Below are 20,108 nucleotides of genomic sequence, written 5' to 3'. Positions count from 1 at the left end.
TCCCGGTCCAGAGCATCGAAAAACCTCGCCTTCAACCCCTCAGAAACCACGATCCCCACAACTCCCTGAAATCCAGGGTGTTGCGGGGATCGCTAGAACCCGCCCCGAGGGAAGGGGGCCTTCACGCGCGAAAGGAGCCCTAGCCCAGACGCTCGACGACGTACTCGATGCTCTGCGTCAGCTTCGTGATGTCGTCCGGGTCGATGGCCGGGAACAGGCCGACGCGCAGCTGGTTGCGGCCCAGCTTCCGGTACGGCTCGGTGTCGACGATCCCGTTGGCGCGCAGCACCTTCGCCACCGCGGCGGCGTCCACCTCGTCGGCGAAGTCGATGGTGCCGACGACCTGCGAGCGCAGCGACGGGTCGCTGACGAACGGCGTCGTGTAGCTGGTCTTCTCCGCCCACTCGTACAGCCGCGTCGACGAGTCGCGGGTGCGCGCGGTGGTCCACTCGAGACCGCCGTTCGAGTTCATCCACTCGATCTGGTCGGCCAGCAGGAACAGCGTCGACACCGCCGGGGTGTTGTACGTCTGGTCCTTGCGCGAGTTGTCGAGCGCGGTGGTCAGCGACAGGAACTCGGGGATCCAGCGGTCGCTCGCGCCGATCTCGCCGATGCGCTCGACCGCGGCGGGCGAGGCCAGCGCGATCCAGAGGCCACCGTCGGAGGCGAAGGACTTCTGGGGCGCGAAGTAGTAGACGTCGAAGTCCTCGGCCTTGACCGGCAGGCCGCCCGCGCCGGAGGTGGCGTCGATGGCGACGAGCGCGCCTTCACTGCCTTCGGGGCGGCGGACCGGCACCGCGACACCCGTCGAGGTCTCGTTGTGCGCCCAGCCGACCAGGTCGGCCCCGGCCTCGTAGGCGATCTCGGGCGCGCTGCCCGGGTCGGACTTGACGACGATCGGGTCGGCGAGGAACGGGGCGCCCTTGGTCACCGTGGCGAACTTCGAGGAGAACTCGCCGTAGGTGAAGTGCTGCGAACGTTCCCGCACGAGCCCGAACGCGGCGGCGTCCCAGAATGCGGTCGTCCCGCCGTTGCCGAGGACCACTTCGTAGCCTTCGGGCAGGGAGAACAATTCGGACAGACCCGCACGCACGCGGCCGACGAGGGACTTCACCGGCTTCTGACGGTGCGAGGTGCCGAGGTAGGTGGCACCGGATTTCGCCAGGTTGGCGAGCTGCTCGTCACGGACCTTGGACGGTCCGCAGCCGAAGCGGCCATCGGCAGGCTTCAGGTCCGCGGGGAGGGTCAACTCAGGTGCGTCGGTCATGGGCCCAGTCTCTCAGGTCGGGATGGGCCTGCTGACAGTTGGTGCCGCGTGTCCGGCATGTGAGATCGGCGATCTCCCTCCCGCCACTGCCGACCGCCGGGTAGCTTCTCGCCTCATGGCGACAGTGCACGAGCGATTCCCCCTGGCCCCCGATGCGTTGTGGCAGGCCCTCCCGAACGGGGTCACCGCGGTCAAGGGCCAGAACCCGTACTACGACGCGGCCGCCGGCTACGTCACCTTCTCGACCAAGCTCGGCTTGTTCAGCTACGGGCAGACGGTCACCGTGAAGGTCGAGCGGACTTCGGAGGGCTCCGGGCTGGCGATCCAGACGAGCCTGAAGTTCGGTTTCGCGGACTGGGGTGAGGGCAAGCGCATCGCCCGCAAGTTCATCGCCGCGGTCGGCGCGGCCGTCGGGCACACGCCGGCCGCTTGACCACCGGGACGCGCTAGCGCCAGCCGCCGGGGTCGACGCCGCCCGGGATGGGCGCGGCCGGGTCGAACGGCGTGCGCGAGAAGATGAACGTCGCGAGGTCGAGGTGGTTCGGCTTCCCGGCCGAGTCCCGCCCGACCCGCAGCGTTTCACCCGCGTAGTAGGCGTCGAGGCCGACCCAGGTGTCTTCGCCGACCGGTGCGAATCGCGACGCGCGGCCGGGGCCGTCGGTCGGCGCGAGGGAGAACAGGCCGTCCGGGAGCAGCCGCAGGTGGTACGGCGTCGGGCCCCAGTGCCACAGCCCGGTCAGCTCCAGCAGCTTCGGGTCCACAGTGGACGGTTGCCATTCCTCGGGCAGCCGTGGCTCGTGCTCTTCGGTCAGCGTCATCAGGTCGAGGCACAGCTGCGTGATGCCGACGCCCGCCGTCGAGTTCGTCAGCACCAGTGCGCCGATGCCGGCGTTCGCGTCGATCAGTGAGCAGGCGAGGAAACCCGGCATCGACCCGGTGTGCCCGGCCAGCCGCCTGCCCTGCGTGCGGACCAGCATGACGCCGAGGCCGAACCCGGTTGTCCAGGTGTCGCCGTCGTCCACGGTGACCATTTCGCGCATCTCCGCGACGGTCCCCTCGCTCAGCACGCCACCGGTGTGGCCGCCGAGGAACGCCGTCCAGCGGCCGAGGTCCTTGACCGTCGACCACAGCTGTCCGGCGGGCGCCATCGCTCCCGCGTCCGGCGACGGCTCCGGCAAGAGGACGTCGGCGAAGGGGTGGACGGCGAACCCGTTCGCGTGCGCGCCTTCCGGATGCGGCGAGGTCCGGGTCATGCCGAGCGGGCCGAGGATCTCGGCGCGGACGACGTCCAGCCACGACTGCCCGCGGTGCCGGGCGACCAGCTCGCCGAGTACGCCGTAACCGACGTTGCTGTAGTGGAACCGGCTGCCCGGCCGGAGTCGCGTCGCGCCGTCCTTGAGGCTCTCGACGAGCGCGGCCCAGTCGGCGCCCACCGTGCGCTCCCACCAGGAACCGGGTGATTCCGCGGTCAGGCCCGAGGTGTGCGAAAGCAGCTGCGCGATGGTGGCCGCGCCGAACGCGGTGCCCGGCAGATGCTTTTCGAGCGGGTCGTTGAGGTCGAGCTTGCCTTCGTCGCGCAGGCGCATGACGGCCGTCGCGACGAGTGTCTTCGTGATCGACCCGAGCCGGTACTGCGTGTCATCGCCCGGTGTCTCGCCGTCGACGCGGCCGCGCCCTCCGGACCAGGCGATTTCACCGTCGCGGACGACAGCGGCGACGAGGGACGGGGCGCGGCACGAGGATTGCTCGTGCGCGAGGCGGCGAAGCAGCGCCGATTCGGTCGTGGCAAGCATGGGATGCATTGTGCCTACCCGAGCAGGCCCAGCCGCATAGCGGTGGTCACGGCGGCCGTCCGGTCCGAAACGTCCAGTTTTCCGAACACGCGCAGCAGGTGGGTCTTGACCGTCGCCTCGCTGATGTGGAGCGCTCGCCCGATGTCGGCGTTCGTGCTTCCCTGTGCCACCAGTCGCAGCACCTCGATCTCGCGCGCCGACAACGGTGACGCCGTCGGGTTGCGTACCCGGTTCACCAGCTTCCCGGCGACCGAAGGCGCCAAGACCGTCTCGCCGCGTGAGGCCGCCCGGATCGCTCCGGCCAGCTCCGTGCGCGAAGCGTCCTTCAGCAGGTACCCGGAGGCTCCCGCTTCGACGGCACGCAGGATGTCCGCGTCCGTCTCGTACGTGGTGAGCACGACGACTCGCTGCCCCGGGCGGTCGGCGAGGATCTTCCGGGTCGCGCCGACACCGTCGAGACCCGGCATCCGCAGGTCCATCAGGATCACGTCCGGCTGCTTGACCCGGCTCAGCGCGACGGCCTCGTCACCGGAGCCGGCTTCCCCGATGACACTCAGATCCGGTTCGGCCTCCAGCATGCCGCGCAGGCCTTCCCGCACCACGGGGTGATCGTCGACCAGCATGATCGTGATCACGCGGGCACCTCCAGTTCCAGCGTCGTCCCCGCACCGGGTTCGCTCTTCAGTGTCACGATGCCACCGACCTGACCCGCGCGTGTCCGCATCCCCGCCAGGCCGAAGCCGCCGGTGGGCTCGGCGGGGTCGAATCCCGCGCCGTCGTCGGTCACGCCGAGCCGGACTTTTCCGTCCACAACGGACAGACGGAGTGAAACCCTGGTGGCGCGGGAATGTTTGCGGATGTTGCTCAGTGCCTCCTGCGCCCCTCGCAGCAGGACGACCTCGGTGGCCATCGGCAGCGCGGGCAGCGGGTCGTCGATCTCGATCGCCGCCTCGATCCCGGCCTCCTCGGTTAGCCGTTCGACCTGCCGCCGCAAGGCTTCCTCCAGCGAAGCGGAGGCGAGCGCCGACGGCCCCTGCGCCGCGACCATCGCCCGCGCCTCGGTCAGGTTCTCCCGCGCCGTCCGCGCCGCGAGTTCCAGGTGGCGCCGGGCCGCCTTCGGATCGGTGTCCATTTCGGACTCGATGGCCTGGGTGAGCGTGACGATGCTGGTGAAGCCCTGTGCGAGCGTGTCGTGGATCTCGCGGGCCATGCGCTCGCGTTCGGCGGCCGTACCCGCCTCGCGGGAAAGCCGGGCGACCTCCGCCTGACTGGCTTCGAGCTGTTCGATCAGCGCGGCCCTGGCTTTGCTCTGCTCGATGATCCCGGTGGTGTAGCGCCCGGCCAGGAGGCTGAAGATGATCAGGCTCGCCGTCATCGGCAGCAGGATGCGCAACGCGGGCTGGTCGAGGCCGCCCCGGACGATCGATGCCACCGGGCCCAGCAGGACCGCGATCGTGGTGAGGATCGACGCCGGCTTCGTGGCCAGCGTCATGTAGAGCACCGGGCAGACCAGGAACAGGATGAAACTCGACGTGGTGGAGGCGAAGATGGCGCCCGTCACCAGGAGCATCATGACCCCGGCGAACAGCCACGGCGTGTCCTCGTAGTCCGGGCCTTTGATGAGGCGGCGTCCTTGGAAGAGGTACGCCAGCCCGAGGCTGGCAAGGCACAGAACAGCGACCGTTTTGTCTGCGGTCGTCCCGTCTTCGGAGAGCACCAGGGCCACCGTCGCGATGAAGGTGATCCCGAAGAGGACCTCCCAGAGCCAGAAGAACCGTTCCCAGGCGTTCACTTGCCTTCGTTCGACCAGCGGAACGTCAGTTTCGCCAGCAGCAGCCCCGCGACGCACCACGCCGTCAGCACCAGTGCCACCATCGGAAGTTCCCATGTCCCCGCCATTTCCTGTGTCGCGGCCTCGGCCGGCAGGAACACCGAGCGGAAGCCCTGGCAGATCCACTTCACCGGGAAGAACGAAGCGATGTCGACCATAACCTTCGGCAAGTTGGTGATCGGTGTGACGAACACCCCGGAGATGAACTGCAGCGCGATGTAGAGCAGGTTGGCCACCGCGACCGCGCCGCTGACCGATTTGGTCACCGAGCCCAGTGCGATGCCCAAGAGCGTGCAACAGGTGATGGCGAGCAGGAAGACCCACAGCGCGGTCAGCAGTTTCATCGGGTCGGTGGGCAGTTCGAGGTCGAACAGCAGGCTGCCGACGATCGACATCAGCACGACCTGGGCGACGCTCGAAACGCCGACCAGGATGATCTTGCCGATGAAGTAGGACGCGGCGGGCATCGGCGTGCCGCGCAGCCGTTTCAGCGCCCCGGCCTCACGGTCGGACGCGAGCCCGATGCCGATGCTGGTGAACGACGTCGACACGATGCCCGAGCCGATCATGCCCGCCGCCAGCACCTGGCCGGTGGTGATCGCCATGCCGGGCATCGACGAGTTCAGCATCGAGCCGAGCAGGATCATGAGCAGGGACGGGAAGGCGAACGTGAAGATCACCTGTTCCCGGATGCGGAAGAACTGACGGAGTTCCGCGGCGCCCCGGATGAGGCCGAGTGACAGGGTGCCGGGGAGTTTGCCCGGGTGGGTCAGCGTCGTCATCGGGCTTCTCCGATCAGGTCGAGGTAGGTCTCTTCGAGGGTGGGCCGGTGGACGGTCAGCCCCGACGGTTCGCGGCCGTCGGCGGAAAGCTCGCGGACGAGCTTGGCCGGGAAGTGGGTCCGTTCCTGGTGAACGCCGTTCTTGTCGGCCCAGCGGACGGTGGCCTCCGCGGTCGCGCGGCCGCCCAGCGTCTGCGGCGTCCCCTCGGCGACGATCTCGCCGCGCGTGATGACCGCGACGCGGTCGGCCAGCGCCTCGGCCTCGTCGAGATAGTGGGTGGTGAGCAGGATCGTGGTGCCCTCGTGGGTGAGACTCCTGATCAACTCCCAGAACTGGCGCCGGGCCGCCGGGTCGAACCCGGTCGTGGGCTCGTCGAGGAACACCAGCTCCGGCCGCCCGATGATGCCGAGCGCGACGTCCACCCGACGACGCTGTCCGCCGGAAAGGCTTTTGACGCGGGCGCCCGCCTTCTCGGTCAGGCCGACCTTCTCGATCACTTCGCCGATGTCACGGGGATCCGGGTAGTAGCGGGCGTAGTGCCGGACGGTCTCGGCGACGGTGAGTTCGGCGGCGTCATTGGCCGTCTGCAGCACGATCCCGAGCCTCGCTCGCCAAGCCCGGCCCGCGGTGCCGGGGTCCTCGCCGAGAACGTCGACCTCGCCGGACGTCCGCTCGCGGTGCCCTTCCAGGATCTCGACCGTCGTCGTCTTGCCCGCCCCGTTGGGACCGAGCAGCGCGAACACCTCACCCTGTTCGATGTCGAGATCGATGCCCCCGACGGCCAGGTGGCCCGGATACTCCTTGCGCAACCCGCGCACCTTCACTGCGGTTTTCATACGTTGATCGTGCTGCCGCGGACACCGCTTCCGGGACGTCCGCAGGACTGAACCCGGCTGTCAACCGATCGATGGACACCGGTGTCACCGCCAGGTTCGTTCCTCGGGGTGCCATCGTCCTGCCGGGGGCTCGGCTTGCAGTAGCGGAGTGATGAAGGCGTCCGCGAGGGCACGCACACCTTCGAGCGTCCGACACTCGTCGGGCAGTTCACGGACACCTTGAGCGGCCTTGCGAAAGCCCCCGGTCCAGGAACGAGGATCCGGCGCCTCGAACCTGCCGGGCAGTTCCAGCACCATCCCGCGTTTCCGGCGGCGGGCGATCTCGTCGTGCAGGATCTCGTGCGTCTTCTCGCCCGACATCGGTGTCTTCAACGCGAACAAGGCGAGGTCTACGAGGTCCTTGTAGCGCGTGGACGGATTTCGCCGGGCTGTGTGGCGTTCGTACGTCGCGCAGATCTTTTCCGCGACGTGGTCTTCGATCGGAAACATCCGCACGTCCGGCCAAGGGGCGCAATCACTCGCGAACGGCGGTTTCAGCTTCTCGGTGGTTATGGTTCCGCGTGGCGCGTGCCCGGAGGTGACGACGTCGACGGGGACCCGGTAGTTGAGGCTCGCGTTCTCGAACATCGCCATGAACACCACTTTGCGGGTCGGGCGCTCGATATGGGTCTGTTCGGAGGTGCTGAGGTGGGAGAACCAGATGGCGTCGTCGAGGCGCCGCGCGGCAGCCGTCTTGAGCGCTTCGACCGCGGCGGCGGTGGTGTCCTCTGTGGACAAGAGATCGACGTCGACGGAGTAGCGTGCGGCAGGCCAGCGCACGAGCAGGGCTTGTCCGCCCTTGAGTACCCAGTTCGAGGCGTCGTCGCCATGGAATACCCGGGCGATAAGCCGCCGATGAAAGTGCAGCTGCAGCAGTTCTCCGGTCGAAATACTGGTCTTCGAGGCGCTGTTTTTGGCTTGGCTCTTCTGGGAGTCGAGATAACCGCGCGGTGTACTCGGACGCTGGGATGGCATACCCGCCATCGTCGCGTGGCATGGCGAACCCGTTGGAGTAGGTGCTCTGGGCTAGATTTCCTACTCCGCAAGTCCGAGTGCGCGCTCAGTGATCGCCGCGGAACGAGGCGGAGCCGGGCGGTGGGCGAGTCTCGTGACCGTGGTGCCGATCTTGGCGAGTAACTGCTCGAGCAACGCTTCGCCGTCACTGGGGCGGCGGACGCCATAACGCAGAGCGTAGGGACCGATGTGCTCCGCCAGCACGTCCAGGCGAACCAAGTTCGCTTCCACGGCTTCAAAGATGATCGTGGCGACATGGCTGCCGTCGATGCGCTGTTCCAGCAGGTCGCAGATAGTGCGCAGCGCGGTGGTGACGGGAATTCCATCGATCGACGTGACGTCGTCGCCGGTCAGCATCGCGGTCTTGAGTCGTACGTCCGGGTCTCGGCTGGTGCGACGGCGTGGTGTCGTCAGGACTATCCGGTCGTTGACGAGTTCGCCGAGCCCGTGCAACCGGGCGGCGGACTCGTGAGAGACAACCCCTCCGTCCGGATCGAGAGGCGGTCGCTTCCAAGCGGGCTCGGCGGCGTTGAGCATCAGCCAGGCCGCCTGTTCTTCCCGGGCTTCGGTCATGACGGCGATAGTGGCGGCGTAGATGCCGTGACGGATCCGGTCGAGGTGACCGGTCTTCTCCAAACGATGCAGCGTGACGCCGTCGACGCCGACCTGTTTGGCCTGCCGGGAGGTGACCATGCCCCACTGGGAGCTGGTGAACGCGCTGAGCAGCTCAAGCGCGTCACTCATCTTCATGCGGCAAAGTTTACACCCTGAAGCAGCAATAGTTGCACCTGTATGTAACTATTGCTGCTTTGGCTTCAATAGAGTCCGGACTGAGGTTTCCAGGGATGGAACCAGGGTCGCCGGGTCGGCGGACGTGAGCATCCGGTTCGCGAAGCCGTCCGTCAGGGCGAGGACGGCGTCCGCCAGGTCGGAGGCCGCGAGGTCGTCACGGACGTGTCCCTCCGATTGGGCCTTCTCGAGGTACTGCGTCGTGAGTTCCTGTAGTTCGTCGTAGCCGGTGCGGATGAACTCGGCCCACGACGGCAGGACGGCGGCGCGTGCGGTGAAGGCGTTGACCACGATCACCTCCGCGCGGCGCTGCTCGTCGAGGGGCATCGCCTCGATCAGCAACCGCAACAGCAGGTCCAGCAGATTCCCGGACTGATCGAGGGTGTTCCAGCGCTGCTCCAGGAACTCGCTCGTCAGGTCGAGCGCGAAGCGGAACAGCTCTTCTTTGGTGGAGAAGTACTTCTGCACCGCGCCCGCGGACACGCCGGCCTCGACGGCGACAGAGCGCACGCTGACCGCCTCGACGCCGTCGCGCGCGACGATGCGCAGGAGGGCGCCGGCGATCTCCCGGCGGCGTTCGGCCCGATCCACGATCTTCGGCACGGCCGCATCCTACTTTTCGGTGGACTCCTTGCCCGGCTGGAGCCTTTAGAATACATTCGTATCCGAAAAGGGGGTACTGGGGTGGACGAAGTCGCACAGAAACGGCGCGCGGAGGCGAACCGGCTCGCCGCCGCGCTGGCAAGGGGTCCGGCGGAAGTACTCGACTTCCTGCTGCCGTTGTGGGTGGGGAGCCAGCTCGGCGCTTCCGCGGCCGAGGTCGGAGCGCTCGCCGCGTTGGAGACGCTGGTGTCGTTCGTGGTCCGGCCGATCGCGGGCTCGCTCGCGGACCGGTTCGACCGAGGACGGCTGGCGGCCGCCGGTGCGGTCCTCTATGGACTGTCCTTTGTGGCCTACGCGATGGCGCCCGGAATCGGTGTCGTTTATGGCGCGGCGGTTCTCGGGGGCACCGGAGGGGCGCTGTTCTGGGTCGCGTTGCGGGCCCGTGTGGGGGAGGGGCTCGGCCGGGACGACGGTGCCTTCAGCAAGCTGTTCGCGGCCGAGGGCGGCGGCACGTGGATCGCGTTCGTGGTCGCGCTGACCGCGATCGCCTGGATCGACTACCGGGGCGTGTTCTGGCTGGGTGCGGCGGCCTGCGCGGTTGCCGCGGTGGTGCTGCTGAACGCCAAACCCGCGCCGGTGCGGGAAGAAAGCGCGCCAAAGCTTCGGCAACTGGGCAGGCGGCTGCGACCGATGCTCGTCCTCGTCGCGCTCACCGCGATGGCCGAGGCCGGGGTCGCGCTCCTGCTCCTGATGCATCTGCAACGCGGGTACCAGCTGAAACTCGGCGAGATCGCCGCCGTGTTCATCCCCGGGTTCATCGTGTACAGCTTCCTGCCGGACTACCTCCACGGCTTCGTCCGCAAGGTCGGCCGGACGAGGGTGCTCGCCCTGGCGATGGTGGCGAGCGCGGCCTTCGCCGCCGGGTTGTCCTTCGCGCCGAACCCGGTCGTGCTCGCGGTCATGTGGATCCTGTCCGCGGTGGCGTTCGCGGCGGCCATCCCGGTGGAGCAGGCGGTGGTCGCCGAAGCGGCCGGGCTCAGCCTCGGCCGGGCGATGGGGATCTACGAGAGCGCGGCGCTACTCGGAGCGACGATCGGGATGTTCGCGGCGGGCCTGCTCTACGGTTCGGACACCGGCTGGCGCATCGCGTGCTTCGGCGCGGCGGCGCTTTTGCTCTCCGGATCGTTCGTGGTCCGTGGCACCCTACGGCGCGTCGGAGTCGCGGAGTTTCCCGTGGAACCAGCGAAAACGGTGTCACAGAAGGAAGAACCGGCTCTCCGCATGATCGAGGAGGCATCGCAAGAGGCCGAACCGGTGAAGGCCGATACGAACAAGCGCGCGAATCCGATCCGGAACTGGGTGATCCACGCCGCCATCTATGTCCTCGCGCAGGCGGCGCTGGCGTTCGCCGGATACAGCTGGCCCGTCGAAGCGTTGTTCGGCGGCCCTCACTCGGCCGACTGGTTCTGGAACTCGAGTGGTCACTGGCTGCTGAACTTCGGCCGGATCTGGACCTTCGTCTTCGTACTCGACACCGTCTGGACGGCGGGTCGCGCGATGCTGAAAAAGCGACCTTATTGACATGTTGTCTAACATGACATTATGTCTCATACGTGGGTGACGGCCAGCGACGGTGTCCGCCTCTCGGTCCGGGTGACCGGTGTCGACGACGCGCCCACGGTGGTGCTCGTCCACGGATACCCGGACAACGGGTCCATGTGGGACGGCGTCGCCGCCCTGCTCGAAACCCGCTACCGGGTCGTCGTCTACGACGTCCGCGGCGCGGGCCGCTCGGACAAGCCTTCGGGACGCAAGTCCTACAAACTGGACCAGCTGTCCGACGACCTCGCCGCGGTCGTCGACGAGGTCCAGCCGCAGGGCAAGGTCCACCTGCTCGCGCACGACTGGGGCTCCATCCAGACCTGGCATTCCGTCACCGGCGACAGGCTGCGCGGGCGGCTCGCGTCGTTCACGTCGATCTCCGGGCCGAGCCTCGACCACGCGGGAGCGTGGTTCCGCGCACAGGTGCGTCCGAGCCCGAAGCGACTCAAGAACGCGTTCGCCCAAGGAACACACTCGACGTACATCCTCGGCTTCCAGATTCCCTTGATACCGCAGCTGTTGTGGCGCACCGGAGCGATGGGCGCGCTCATCGGCCGGATGGACCCCGCCGCCGCAGCACCGTCTACTTCGGACGGTTTGTACGGTCTCAACCTGTACCGGGCCAACATGTTTACGCGCCTCTCCCGGCCACAGCCGCGTAAGGCCGAGATCCCGGTGCAGGTGCTCGCGCCCACCGGCGACAAGTTCGTCACCACGCCGTTGCAGACCGAGATCGAGCGCTGGGCGCCGGACCTCCGAGTCCGCCGGATCGTCGGCACGCACTGGGTGGTCCGGGAAAAGCCGCGGGTGATCGCCGAGGCCGCCGCCGAGTTGATCGACCACGTCGAAGGCGGCGAGGAAAGCCGCGCGCTCAAACAAGCCAAGACAAAAGGCTTCGCGCACAGGCTCGTCGTGGTCACCGGCGCCGGCAGCGGGATCGGCCGCGCGACCGCGCTCGCGTTCGCGGACAAGGGCGCCGACCTCGTCATCACCGATATCAACGGTTCCGCCGCCGCGGACACCGCGAAACTCCTGCGGGACAAGGGTGCCACCGTCGGCGAGTACACAGTGGACTCTTCCGACGCCGAAGCGGTCGAGAAGTTCGCCGTGCGGGTCAAGGAAGAGTTCGGGGTCCCGGACATCGTCGTGAACAACGCGGGCATCGGCCTGTCCGGCCCGTTCCTCGACACGACCGTCAAGGACTGGGAACGCCTCATCGACGTGAACCTGTGGGGCGTCATCCACGGCTGCCGCGTCTTCGCCGAGCAGATGCGGGATCGCGCCGAAGGCGGCCAGATCGTCAACGTCGCCTCGGCCGCCGCCTATCTGCCGTCGAAGATCCTTTCCGCCTACGCCACCACGAAATCCGCCGTGCTGACACTGAGCGTATGCCTGCGCGCGGAGCTCGCCGCCGAGAACATCGGCGTCACCGCGATCTGCCCCGGCATCGTGAACACCAACATCACCAGCACCACGCGGTTCGTGGGTGTCGACGACGTCGAGCAGAAGCGGCGCCAGAAGTCGAGCAGCAAGCTGTACGCGAAACGCGGTTTCGGCCCGGAGAAGGTCGCGCGCGACATCCTGCGCGCGGTCGAGAAGGACAAGGCGATCCAGCCGTCGACACCGGAGGCCAAGGCCGCGCTCGTCCTCTCCCGGCTCACTCCCGGCCTGCTGCGGGCCGCGGCGAAACTGGACGTCACCCCGTGACCTCCGCCAGACGGCCCCGCCGGATGACGGCGGAGGCGCGCCGCGAGGACCTGATCCGTGCCGCGCTGGACCTGTTCGGTTCGCGCGCGCCCGAACTCGTCGCGGTCGACGACATCATCGCCCGCGCCGAGGTCTCGCGACCGCTGTTCTACCGGTACTTCTCCAGCCTGCGGGAGTTGCAGGTCGAGGCGCTGAAAACGGTCACCGAAGGGCTCATCGACGGTCTTGCGGGGCTTGAGGAAGGCCCGCCCGAAACGCGGCTGCGGGCCGCCGTCCGCGGCCTGATCGACGTCGCCGACCACTACCGGGCGGGTTACGTCGCCTTGCTGCGCAGCGGTTCGGTGATCGCGACCTCGGAGACGGACGCGGCGATCGACGAGGTCCGCAACCGCGCCGTCGAGCTGATCCTCGACGCGCTGGGAGTGTCGGAGCCCTCGCCTATGCTCCTGCTGACCTTGCGCTGCTGGACGGCCGTGGTCGAGGGCGCCCTGCTGAGCTGGCTGCAGGAACGCGCCTTGCCCCGGGAGGTGCTCGACGGGTGGCTGGTCGATCAGCTCACGGCCATGCTCGCTACGACCGCTTCGCACGACTCCTCGGTCGCCCAGGTGTTATGAACGGACCTTTCATAACAAAATCTGTTATGAAAGGTCCGTTCATAACAAGCCGCTAGGCCTGCTTCGCGACCAAGTCCCAGCCTTCGACGTCCTCAGGCTTACGCGGCTCGGGACCGACGTACTTCGCCGAGGGACGCACGAGGCGGCCGGTCTTCTTCTGCTCCAGGATGTGCGCGGCCCAGCCGGCGGTGCGCGCCGAGCTGAACATGGCGGGCATCATGTGCGGCGGTACCTGGGCGAAGTCCAGGATCACGGCCGCCCAGAACTCGACGTTGGTCTCGATCGGGTGATCCGGACGCCGCTCGCGCAGCTCCTTCAGCGCGACCTGCTCCAGCTCCGCGGCCGCTTCGTAGCGCGACGCGCCGAGTTCCTGGCAGGTGCGGCGCAGCACGCGCGCCCGCGGGTCCTCCGCGCGGTACACGCGGTGCCCGAAGCCCATCATCCGTTCCTTGCGGTCCAGGATGCCCTTGACCAGGCCGACGGCGTCGCCGGTCTTCTCGACCTCTTCGATCATCGGCAGCACCCGCGCCGGCGCGCCGCCGTGCAGCGGGCCGGACATCGCGCCGATCGCGCCGGACAGCGCGGCGGCGACGTCGGCGCCGGTCGAGGCGATGACGCGGGCGGTGAAGGTCGAGGCGTTGAGGCCGTGCTCGGCGGCCGAGACCCAGTAGGCGTCGATGGCCTTGACGTGGGCCGGGTCGGGCTCGCCGCGCCAGCGGACCATGAACCGCTCGGTGATCGACTTCGCCTCGTCGACCCGGGTCTGCGGGACGGCGGGCTGCCCGATGCCGCGGGCGGACTGGGCGACGTAGGAAAGCGCCATCACCGAAGCGCGGGCCAGCTGGTCGCGGGCTTCCTCGTCGGTGATGTCGAGCAGCGGCCGGTAACCCCAGATCGGGGCGAGCATGGCCAGCGCGGCCTGGACGTCGACCCGGACGTCGCCGGTGTGCACCGGCAGCGGGAACGGCTCCGCGGGCGGTAGCCCATGGCCGAACCGGCTGTCGACGAGAAGGCCCCAGACGTCACCGAAGGTCACCTTGCCGGCGAGATCCTCGATGTCGACACCGCGATAGCGCAGCGCGCCACCGTCACGGTCGGGTTCGGCGATTTCGGTCCGGAAGGCGACAACGCCTTCGAGACCGGGTCGGAAACCGTCGTCGACCTGGTCGGACGGCTGATTGGTGCTGATCGTGGAGGCACTCACTGTGGTGAAACCTTTCGATGCGCATTCCCCGGCTTTGTGTTTCACGCGTGGACGGGATACACGCAGCGAAGGCGCGCCTCATCGCACGGATGGACAAACTTTGCTCCACGTCGGGGCCTGGGGCAATCGAAAGATGTGGTGGTTTCGGTCACGATTACGAGAACGATTCAGTGAAAACGGCCTCCGTACGCGAAGAGTTACGGCGACGTTCACTTTGCGTGTACCGGGTGCCGAGGTAAATCCTGTGTTTCGAGAACCGGCGCAGGACGGTTTCCGGTGATAGACCTTTCTCATGCACTTGAGCCCCCAGGAGCGGGACAAACTGCTCATCCACGTCGCGGCGGACGTAGCTCGCAAACGGCTGGAACGCGGGGTCCGGTTGAACTACCCGGAGGCGGTGGCGTTGATCACCGACCATGTGCTCGAAGGCGCCCGCGACGGCCGGACGGTCAGCGAACTCGTCTCCAGTGGGCGCTCGGTGCTCTCCCGGGCGCAGGTGCTGGGCGGGGTGCCGGAAATGGTCGATTCCGTCCAGGTCGAGGCCACTTTCCCGGACGGCACGAAGCTCGTCACCGTGCACGACCCGATTGTCTAGACGACGGTAGGCGGAGCTGAGATGCCCTCGGAAAAGTGACCAGATGCGTGAACCCGCCCAGGCAGCGCCCTGCCGACGTCGATCGCGGTCGCGGGTTCACCGACAATAAGAAGGGGCCGCGAGTGCGACCAGGTGAGATCATCACCGGTGAGGAACCGGTCGAACTGAATCCCGGCAGGCCGCGGGTCCGGCTGCTCGTGCGGAACCTCGGCGACCGGCCCGTCCAGGTCGGTTCGCACTACCATTTCGCGGCGGTCAATCCGGGACTCGAATTCGATCGCGAAGCCGCGCGAGGGCATCGTCTCGACGTGCCCGCGGGAACTTCGGTGCGCTTCGAACCGGGTGTCGAACGGGAAGTCGACCTCGTCCCGCTGGCCGGGAACCGTCAGGTGCCCGGATTGCGCAAGGAGTCCTGATGCCGTCGATCGATCGCGAGCGGTACGCCGAACTGTTCGGTCCGACGACCGGCGACAGGATCCGCCTCGCGGACACCGACCTGCTCATCGAGGTCACCGAAGACCGCAGCATGGGGCCCTCCGGCAGCGGGGACGAGGTGCTGTTCGGCGGCGGCAAGGTGATCCGCGAATCCATGGGGCAGGGCATGGCGACCAGGGCCGAAGGTGCGCCCGACCTGATCATCACCGGCGCGGTGATCCTGGACCACTGGGGCATCGTCAAGGCCGACGTCGGCGTCCGCGACGGCCGGATCGTCGGCATCGGCAAGGCGGGCAACCCGGACACGATGGACGGCGTGGATCCGGCGCTGGTCGTCGGCCCGTCGACGGAAGTGTTGTCCGGCAACGGGAAGATCCTCACCGCGGGCGGGATCGACTGTCACGTCCACTTCATCTGCCCGCAGCTGACCGACACCGCGCTGGCGTCCGGGCTCACCACTCTCGTCGGCGGCGGGACAGGGCCGGTCGAGGGCAGCAAGGCCACCACGGTCACGCCCGGAGCGTGGAACCTCGGCCGGATGCTGCAGGCGATGGACGGCCAGCCGGTCAACGTCCTGTTGCTGGGCAAGGGGAACACCGTCCGGCACGAGGCGCTGCGCGAACAGCTCGCCGCCGGCGCGGGGGGGTTCAAACTGCACGAGGACTGGGGCAGCACCCCGGCCGCGATCGACGCCTGCCTCACCGTCGCCGACGAATCCGGTGTCCAGGTGGCGATCCACACCGACACGCTGAACGAGGCGGGTTTCCTGGAGTCCACTGTGGACGCCATCGCGGGTCGTTCCATCAACGCGTACCACACCGAGGGTGCGGGCGGCGGGCACGCGCCGGACATCATCCAGGTCGCCGGACTGCCCAACATCCTGCCGTCGTCGACGAACCCGACGCGCCCGCACACCGCGAACACCCTCGACGAACATCTCGACATGCTCGTCGTCTGCCACCATCTGAACCCGTCCGTACCCGAGGATCTGGCGTTCGCCGAGAGCCGCATCCGGCCGACGACCATCGCGGCCGAGGACGTGCTGCACGACCTCGGCGCCATCTCGATGATGAGTTCGGATTCGCAGGCGATGGGCCGTATCGGCGAGGTGATCATCCGGACCTGGCAGACCGCGCACGTGATGAAGCGGCGGCGCGGCGCACTGCCGGGAGACGGCGCGGCCGACAACCTGCGGGCTCGTCGCTATGTCGCCAAATACACGATCAACCCCGCGATCGCACACGGGATGGACCGCGAGATCGGTTCGGTGGAGATCGGGAAACTCGCGGATCTCGTGCTGTGGGAGCCGAAGTTTTTCGGTGTCCGGCCACATGTCGTGCTCAAGGGCGGCTTTCCCGCGTGGGCCGCGATGGGCGACGCGAACGCGTCCATCCCCACACCACAGCCCGTGCTGGCCCGCCCGATGTTCGGCGCGGCACCGGCGATCGCCGCCGCGAGCAGTTTCCATTTCGTGGCACCGGCGGCGATCGACAACAACGTGGCCGAACGGTTCGGCATCTCGCGGACCCTGGTGCCGATCTCGGACACCCGCTCCCGTGGCAAGGCCGACATGGTGCTCAACGACGCCACCCCGGACATCCGGGTGGAGCCGGACAGTTTCGCCGTGCACGTCGACGGCGAGCTGATCGAACCGCGGCCGGTGACGGAACTGCCCATGGCGCAAAGGTACTTCTTGTTTTAATGGAGCCTGTTCTGATGGACCTCGCCGCACTCATCTTGGCCGACTCCCGGTTTCCCGGCGGAGGCCACGTCCACTCCGGCGGGCTCGAAGAGGCCGTCGCCCGGAAGCTGATCACCCACGAACGCGACCTGCCTGGCTTCCTTTCCGGGCGCTTGCGGACCGCGGGTTCGCTGGCCGCCGTGTTCGCCGCGGTGTCGGCGCACGCGGCCGCCAGGGGTGTCCAGAGTGGACACTGGCGGCGGCTCGATCTCGAACTAGACGCCCGGACGCCGTCGCTCGCTCAGCGGGAGGCGTCCCGTGCGCAAGGGCGAGGGACGGCGCGGGCGGGCAAGGCGGCGTGGCCGTCTCCGGTGCTTTCCCAGCTGCTGAAGGAAACTCCGCGACCGCATCATCCGGTGATCGTCGGTGCGCTGATCGGGGTGCCCCTCGACGCGGCGATGGCGGTGGCCTACCTCGCGATCAGCGGCCCGGCGAGCGCGGCCGTCCGGCTGCTCGGGCTCGACCCGTTCGCCGTGAACGCCGTCGTGGCCAGGCTTTCCCGCGAAGTCCGGAACGTCTCCCTGATGGCCGCCGAGGTCGCGGGCGACGATCCGGCCGATCTCCCGGCGCCCGGGTCCCCGGCGCTCGATCTGTTCGCCGAGGCACACGCCCGGCATCACAAGGAAGAGGTGCGTCTCTTTGCCAGCTGAGCACGGGCATGGTCATGGACACGGGCACGTCCACCCGGTCAACTTCGACCCCACCGCCGCCGAACCCGATCACTACGACCAGGCGCCGACCGCCGGGCGCGCGTACCGGATCGGCATCGGCGGCCCGGTGGGCAGCGGGAAGACCGCGCTCACCGCGGCGCTGTGCCGGGCGCTCGGCGACGAGGTGAACCTCGCCGTCGTCACCAACGACATCTACACCACCGAGGACGCCGACTTCCTGCGCAAGGCCGGGGTGCTCGACCCCGAGCGGATCGAGGCCGTGCAGACCGGCGCCTGCCCGCACACCGCGATCCGCGACGACATCACCGCGAACCTCGACGCCGTCGAGCGGCTGGAGGAGCGATTCCCCGGTCTGGACCTGGTGATCATCGAAAGCGGCGGGGACAACCTCACCGCGGTGTTCAGCCGGGGGCTCGCGGACAGTCAGGTTTTCGTGGTCGATGTCGCGGGTGGCGACAAGGTGCCGCGCAAGGGCGGCCCCGGTGTCACCACGGCCGACCTGCTCGTGATCAACAAGATCGACATCGCGCATCTGGTCGGCGCGGACATGGACGTGATGACGTCGGACGCGCACCGGATGCGGGGCGAACTGCCGGTCATCACGCAGTCCCTTGTGGACACTCCGAACGCGCCGGACGTCGCGGCGTGGGTCCGTTCACTGCTGCCGGTCCGAGCGGGGTGAAGGCACACGCGCGACTGACCGCCTGTTTCGAGGGCGGCCGGACCGTACTGCGTGAGCTGCGTTCGATGGCGCCGCTCACGCTCCTTCCCAAGCGGGGCACCGGTGCGACGGCGATCGTGCACCTGGTCAACTCGGCGACGTCGCCGCTGGGTGGCGACGAGCTGAAGCTGACCATCCGCGTCGGACCCGGTGCCTCGCTGCGGCTCTCCGGAGTCGCGGCGACCATCGCCCTTCCTGGCCTGCACGGCGAGGGCAGTATGTCCGAAGTGGACATCGAGGTGGCCGGCGGCGGTTCACTGGAGTACCTGCCGGAACCGACCGTCGTGACCGCGCGGGCCCGGCACTCGGCGGTGTTCAAGGCATCCCTGGCGGCCGCCGCTTACCTGCACACGCGGGAGGTGCTCGTTCTCGGCAGGGCGGGCGAGCGGCCCGGGTCCTTGGTGACCACTCAGCACGTGACGCGTGGTGAAATCCCGGTGCTGCGGCAGACATTGGAGATCGGGGACTCCACTTTGGACTCCAGTCTCGCGCATCTGGCCGGACGCAGGGTGCTGGCGACCGATCTGGTCGTCGGCGGCCCGGAACTGCCCGAGGCGTCCGGTGAGTGGTGGTCCCGTACGTCCTTGGCGGCCGGTGGGATACTTACGACGTCGCTGGCGCCCGATGCCGTGACCGCGCTCAAGGGGGAGCCATGGATCCACTGAGTCTCTCGTTGCCCGGCCAGCCTTGGAGCGTGGTCGCACCTTCGGCGGCGGGTCCGTTGTACGTGCTGTGTACCTACGGGAACCACCGGATACTGCTGGCGATCGACCTGGCGGGGAACGTGCTCTGGCGGCGCGAACTCGAGGGCGATCCGAAAGGGCACTGGTACCAGAAGAGCTATACGAAACATTTGCGTGTCTCCGAGTCGGGCACGGTCTTCCTGATCGACGGCGACGTTCTCCTCGGGTTCGACGCTTCCGGCGAAACCCAGGTGGTGATCCGGCTGGAGCATGACACGGACGAGGCTCCAGGCCCGTTCGCCCTGGTGCGAGAAGGGTTCTGTACCACTTGGACGACCTTGCCGGGCCGTCACCGTGATGTCCGGGTCGACGTGCGGGACGGTTCCGGCGCCTGCACTTGGTCGACCCGGATCCCGACCGAACCACTGGGTTACCGGGGTCCGCCGGGCCTGGAAGATGACTTCGCGCCCTTCAAACCTACGATGCCCCACGAGTTCTCGCCGTCGTACTGGGATCCGTTGCTCGTTTCCGGCGACCGGATTCTCGCCGGATTCGACGACGTGAGCACGGGGTTGTCGTTGTCCTACCTGCTCGACCGGGACTCCGGCGGCCTCGTGGCGACCACGCCGGTTTCGGGCGGCAGGCACAAGGCGATCGCCGGGCCGGGCGAGTTCCTGGCGGGGGACCGGGGTTTCGGTCTGCTCGGGACGGCGAGCTACGACGCGTCAGGGGCCGAGGTCGTCCGCTGGGACAGCGACGGTCCGCTGCTCGTCGGTCCGGACGGCGCCATCCAGAGCGTCGGGAGTGGGAATCCGGAAGGGTCTCGAAGGTTCAGGAAGCTCAACGCGGACGGTTCGACGGATGACGGTCCGGCGCTTTCGAGGAGTCATTTCGGGAGTCCGGCGCTCGACAGCGCGGGGACGGTGGCGTTCACCCAGGACGGCGCATTGCGGGCGATCGACGCGGAGCTGCGTGAGCGTGTGCTGTGCGAGATCCCTGACGAACGCGATCTGTACGGTCGGATCGTCCTGCTGGAGGACGGGCTGGTCGCGTTCACCGTCGGGCACGGACTCTTTCTCGCCGAAACCGACCTCGGTCCCTTGCCCGCTCACGGCTGGGTCTGCGGTGACGGCAACCTGCGCGCCAACCCCGTCCTCGAAAATCCGTGAAGGCCTCCTTCA

At 68.1% G+C, this 20,108-nt stretch carries 21 protein-coding genes; 11 read left to right on the top strand and 10 right to left on the bottom strand.

Going from position 1 to position 20,108, the window contains the following annotated elements; genetic code table 11:
- Positions 1 to 139: 139 nt before the first annotated feature.
- Complete coding sequence (serC, locus tag ACLARN_RS24440; protein WP_409493780.1) at positions 140 to 1,267, bottom strand: phosphoserine transaminase; 1,128 nt, start codon at positions 1,265 to 1,267, stop codon at positions 140 to 142.
- Positions 1,268 to 1,382: 115 nt separating this feature from the next.
- On the opposite strand from serC, the gene ACLARN_RS24435 reads away from it, so the two are divergent.
- Positions 1,383 to 1,700 carry a hypothetical protein gene (locus ACLARN_RS24435; RefSeq protein ID WP_409493779.1) on the top strand — a complete coding sequence of 106 codons (318 nt, stop codon included), beginning with the start codon at positions 1,383 to 1,385 and terminating at the stop codon, positions 1,698 to 1,700.
- A gap of 13 nt (positions 1,701 to 1,713) precedes the next feature.
- On the opposite strand, the gene ACLARN_RS24430 is transcribed toward ACLARN_RS24435, so the two are convergent.
- The 8 genes from ACLARN_RS24430 to ACLARN_RS24395 all read right to left on the bottom strand — a co-directional run bounded on the left by ACLARN_RS24430 (position 1,714) and on the right by ACLARN_RS24395 (position 8,954).
- Positions 1,714 to 3,060: a serine hydrolase domain-containing protein gene (locus ACLARN_RS24430; RefSeq protein WP_409493778.1), complete on the bottom strand. Its 1,347-nt coding sequence runs from the start codon at positions 3,058 to 3,060 to the stop codon at positions 1,714 to 1,716.
- A 14-nt stretch (positions 3,061 to 3,074) separates the two neighbouring features.
- Positions 3,075 to 3,695, bottom strand: a complete 621-nt coding sequence (locus tag ACLARN_RS24425; protein ID WP_409493777.1) for a response regulator — start codon at positions 3,693 to 3,695, stop codon at positions 3,075 to 3,077.
- Positions 3,692 to 4,852 (bottom strand): sensor histidine kinase, encoded by a 1,161-nt coding sequence (locus ACLARN_RS24420; protein WP_409493776.1) that lies wholly within the window; start codon positions 4,850 to 4,852, stop codon positions 3,692 to 3,694. Before ACLARN_RS24420 ends, ACLARN_RS24425 begins: the two co-directional genes overlap by 4 nt.
- Positions 4,849 to 5,673, bottom strand: a complete 825-nt coding sequence (locus ACLARN_RS24415; protein WP_409493775.1) for an ABC transporter permease — start codon at positions 5,671 to 5,673, stop codon at positions 4,849 to 4,851. Before ACLARN_RS24415 ends, ACLARN_RS24420 begins: the two co-directional genes overlap by 4 nt.
- Positions 5,670 to 6,509 carry an ABC transporter ATP-binding protein gene (locus ACLARN_RS24410; RefSeq protein WP_409493774.1) on the bottom strand — a complete coding sequence of 280 codons (840 nt, stop codon included), beginning with the start codon at positions 6,507 to 6,509 and terminating at the stop codon, positions 5,670 to 5,672. Before ACLARN_RS24410 ends, ACLARN_RS24415 begins: the two co-directional genes overlap by 4 nt.
- 84 nt (positions 6,510 to 6,593) lie before the next feature.
- Positions 6,594 to 7,523: a nucleotidyl transferase AbiEii/AbiGii toxin family protein gene (locus ACLARN_RS24405; protein WP_409493773.1), complete on the bottom strand. Its 930-nt coding sequence runs from the start codon at positions 7,521 to 7,523 to the stop codon at positions 6,594 to 6,596.
- Positions 7,524 to 7,583: 60 nt separating this feature from the next.
- Positions 7,584 to 8,312 carry a type IV toxin-antitoxin system AbiEi family antitoxin domain-containing protein gene (locus tag ACLARN_RS24400; protein ID WP_409493772.1) on the bottom strand — a complete coding sequence of 243 codons (729 nt, stop codon included), beginning with the start codon at positions 8,310 to 8,312 and terminating at the stop codon, positions 7,584 to 7,586.
- 48 nt (positions 8,313 to 8,360) lie between these two features.
- Positions 8,361 to 8,954: a TetR/AcrR family transcriptional regulator gene (locus tag ACLARN_RS24395; protein WP_409493771.1), complete on the bottom strand. Its 594-nt coding sequence runs from the start codon at positions 8,952 to 8,954 to the stop codon at positions 8,361 to 8,363.
- 81 nt (positions 8,955 to 9,035) lie between these two features.
- Here ACLARN_RS24395 and ACLARN_RS24390 point away from each other — a divergent pair, with 81 nt between their 5' ends.
- Genes ACLARN_RS24390 through ACLARN_RS24380 form a run of 3 tightly spaced genes read left to right on the top strand, consistent with a single transcriptional unit; the run spans position 9,036 to position 12,877 of the window.
- Complete coding sequence (locus ACLARN_RS24390) at positions 9,036 to 10,535, top strand: MFS transporter (RefSeq protein WP_409493770.1); 1,500 nt, start codon at positions 9,036 to 9,038, stop codon at positions 10,533 to 10,535.
- A 36-nt stretch (positions 10,536 to 10,571) separates the two neighbouring features.
- Positions 10,572 to 12,263: an SDR family oxidoreductase gene (locus tag ACLARN_RS24385; RefSeq protein ID WP_409493792.1), complete on the top strand. Its 1,692-nt coding sequence runs from the start codon at positions 10,572 to 10,574 to the stop codon at positions 12,261 to 12,263.
- Between the two features lie 23 nt (positions 12,264 to 12,286).
- Positions 12,287 to 12,877: a TetR/AcrR family transcriptional regulator gene (locus ACLARN_RS24380; protein ID WP_409493791.1), complete on the top strand. Its 591-nt coding sequence runs from the start codon at positions 12,287 to 12,289 to the stop codon at positions 12,875 to 12,877.
- Between the two features lie 52 nt (positions 12,878 to 12,929).
- Here the strand turns inward: ACLARN_RS24380 and ACLARN_RS24375 are convergent, their stop codons facing one another.
- On the bottom strand, positions 12,930 to 14,081 hold the full coding sequence (locus ACLARN_RS24375; protein WP_409493769.1) for a citrate synthase 2: 1,152 nt from the start codon (positions 14,079 to 14,081) through the stop codon (positions 12,930 to 12,932).
- Positions 14,082 to 14,373: 292 nt separating this feature from the next.
- Here ACLARN_RS24375 and ACLARN_RS24370 point away from each other — a divergent pair, with 292 nt between their 5' ends.
- From ACLARN_RS24370 to ACLARN_RS24340, 7 genes are all read left to right on the top strand, one after another.
- Positions 14,374 to 14,676 (top strand): urease subunit gamma, encoded by a 303-nt coding sequence (locus ACLARN_RS24370; RefSeq protein ID WP_409493768.1) that lies wholly within the window; start codon positions 14,374 to 14,376, stop codon positions 14,674 to 14,676.
- A 122-nt stretch (positions 14,677 to 14,798) separates the two neighbouring features.
- A complete protein-coding gene (locus ACLARN_RS24365) occupies positions 14,799 to 15,092 on the top strand; it encodes an urease subunit beta (RefSeq protein WP_409493767.1) in 294 nt (97 codons plus the stop codon).
- Positions 15,092 to 16,813, top strand: coding sequence for an urease subunit alpha (locus ACLARN_RS24360; RefSeq protein ID WP_409493766.1), 1,722 nt, complete (start codon positions 15,092 to 15,094; stop codon positions 16,811 to 16,813). The genes ACLARN_RS24365 and ACLARN_RS24360 overlap by 1 nt, the downstream gene beginning before the upstream one ends.
- A 14-nt stretch (positions 16,814 to 16,827) precedes the next feature.
- Positions 16,828 to 17,502 (top strand): urease accessory protein UreF, encoded by a 675-nt coding sequence (locus tag ACLARN_RS24355; protein WP_409493765.1) that lies wholly within the window; start codon positions 16,828 to 16,830, stop codon positions 17,500 to 17,502.
- The gene (ureG, locus tag ACLARN_RS24350) at positions 17,492 to 18,205 is read left to right on the top strand and encodes an urease accessory protein UreG (RefSeq protein ID WP_409493764.1); all 714 of its coding nucleotides are present in this window, start codon (positions 17,492 to 17,494) and stop codon (positions 18,203 to 18,205) included. The genes ACLARN_RS24355 and ureG overlap by 11 nt, the downstream gene beginning before the upstream one ends.
- Positions 18,202 to 18,909: an urease accessory protein UreD gene (locus ACLARN_RS24345; RefSeq protein WP_409493790.1), complete on the top strand. Its 708-nt coding sequence runs from the start codon at positions 18,202 to 18,204 to the stop codon at positions 18,907 to 18,909. Before ureG ends, ACLARN_RS24345 begins: the two co-directional genes overlap by 4 nt.
- Positions 18,897 to 20,096 carry a hypothetical protein gene (locus ACLARN_RS24340; RefSeq protein WP_409493763.1) on the top strand — a complete coding sequence of 400 codons (1,200 nt, stop codon included), beginning with the start codon at positions 18,897 to 18,899 and terminating at the stop codon, positions 20,094 to 20,096. The genes ACLARN_RS24345 and ACLARN_RS24340 overlap by 13 nt, the downstream gene beginning before the upstream one ends.
- Positions 20,097 to 20,108 lie beyond the last annotated feature (12 nt).

Origin of the sequence: Amycolatopsis sp. cmx-11-12, from assembly GCF_046269425.1 — a bacterium.
GTDB lineage: Bacteria > Actinomycetota > Actinomycetes > Mycobacteriales > Pseudonocardiaceae > Amycolatopsis.
The sequence above is the reverse complement of the archived record's forward strand: the minus strand, read 5'-3'. Positions and strand labels throughout refer to the sequence as shown.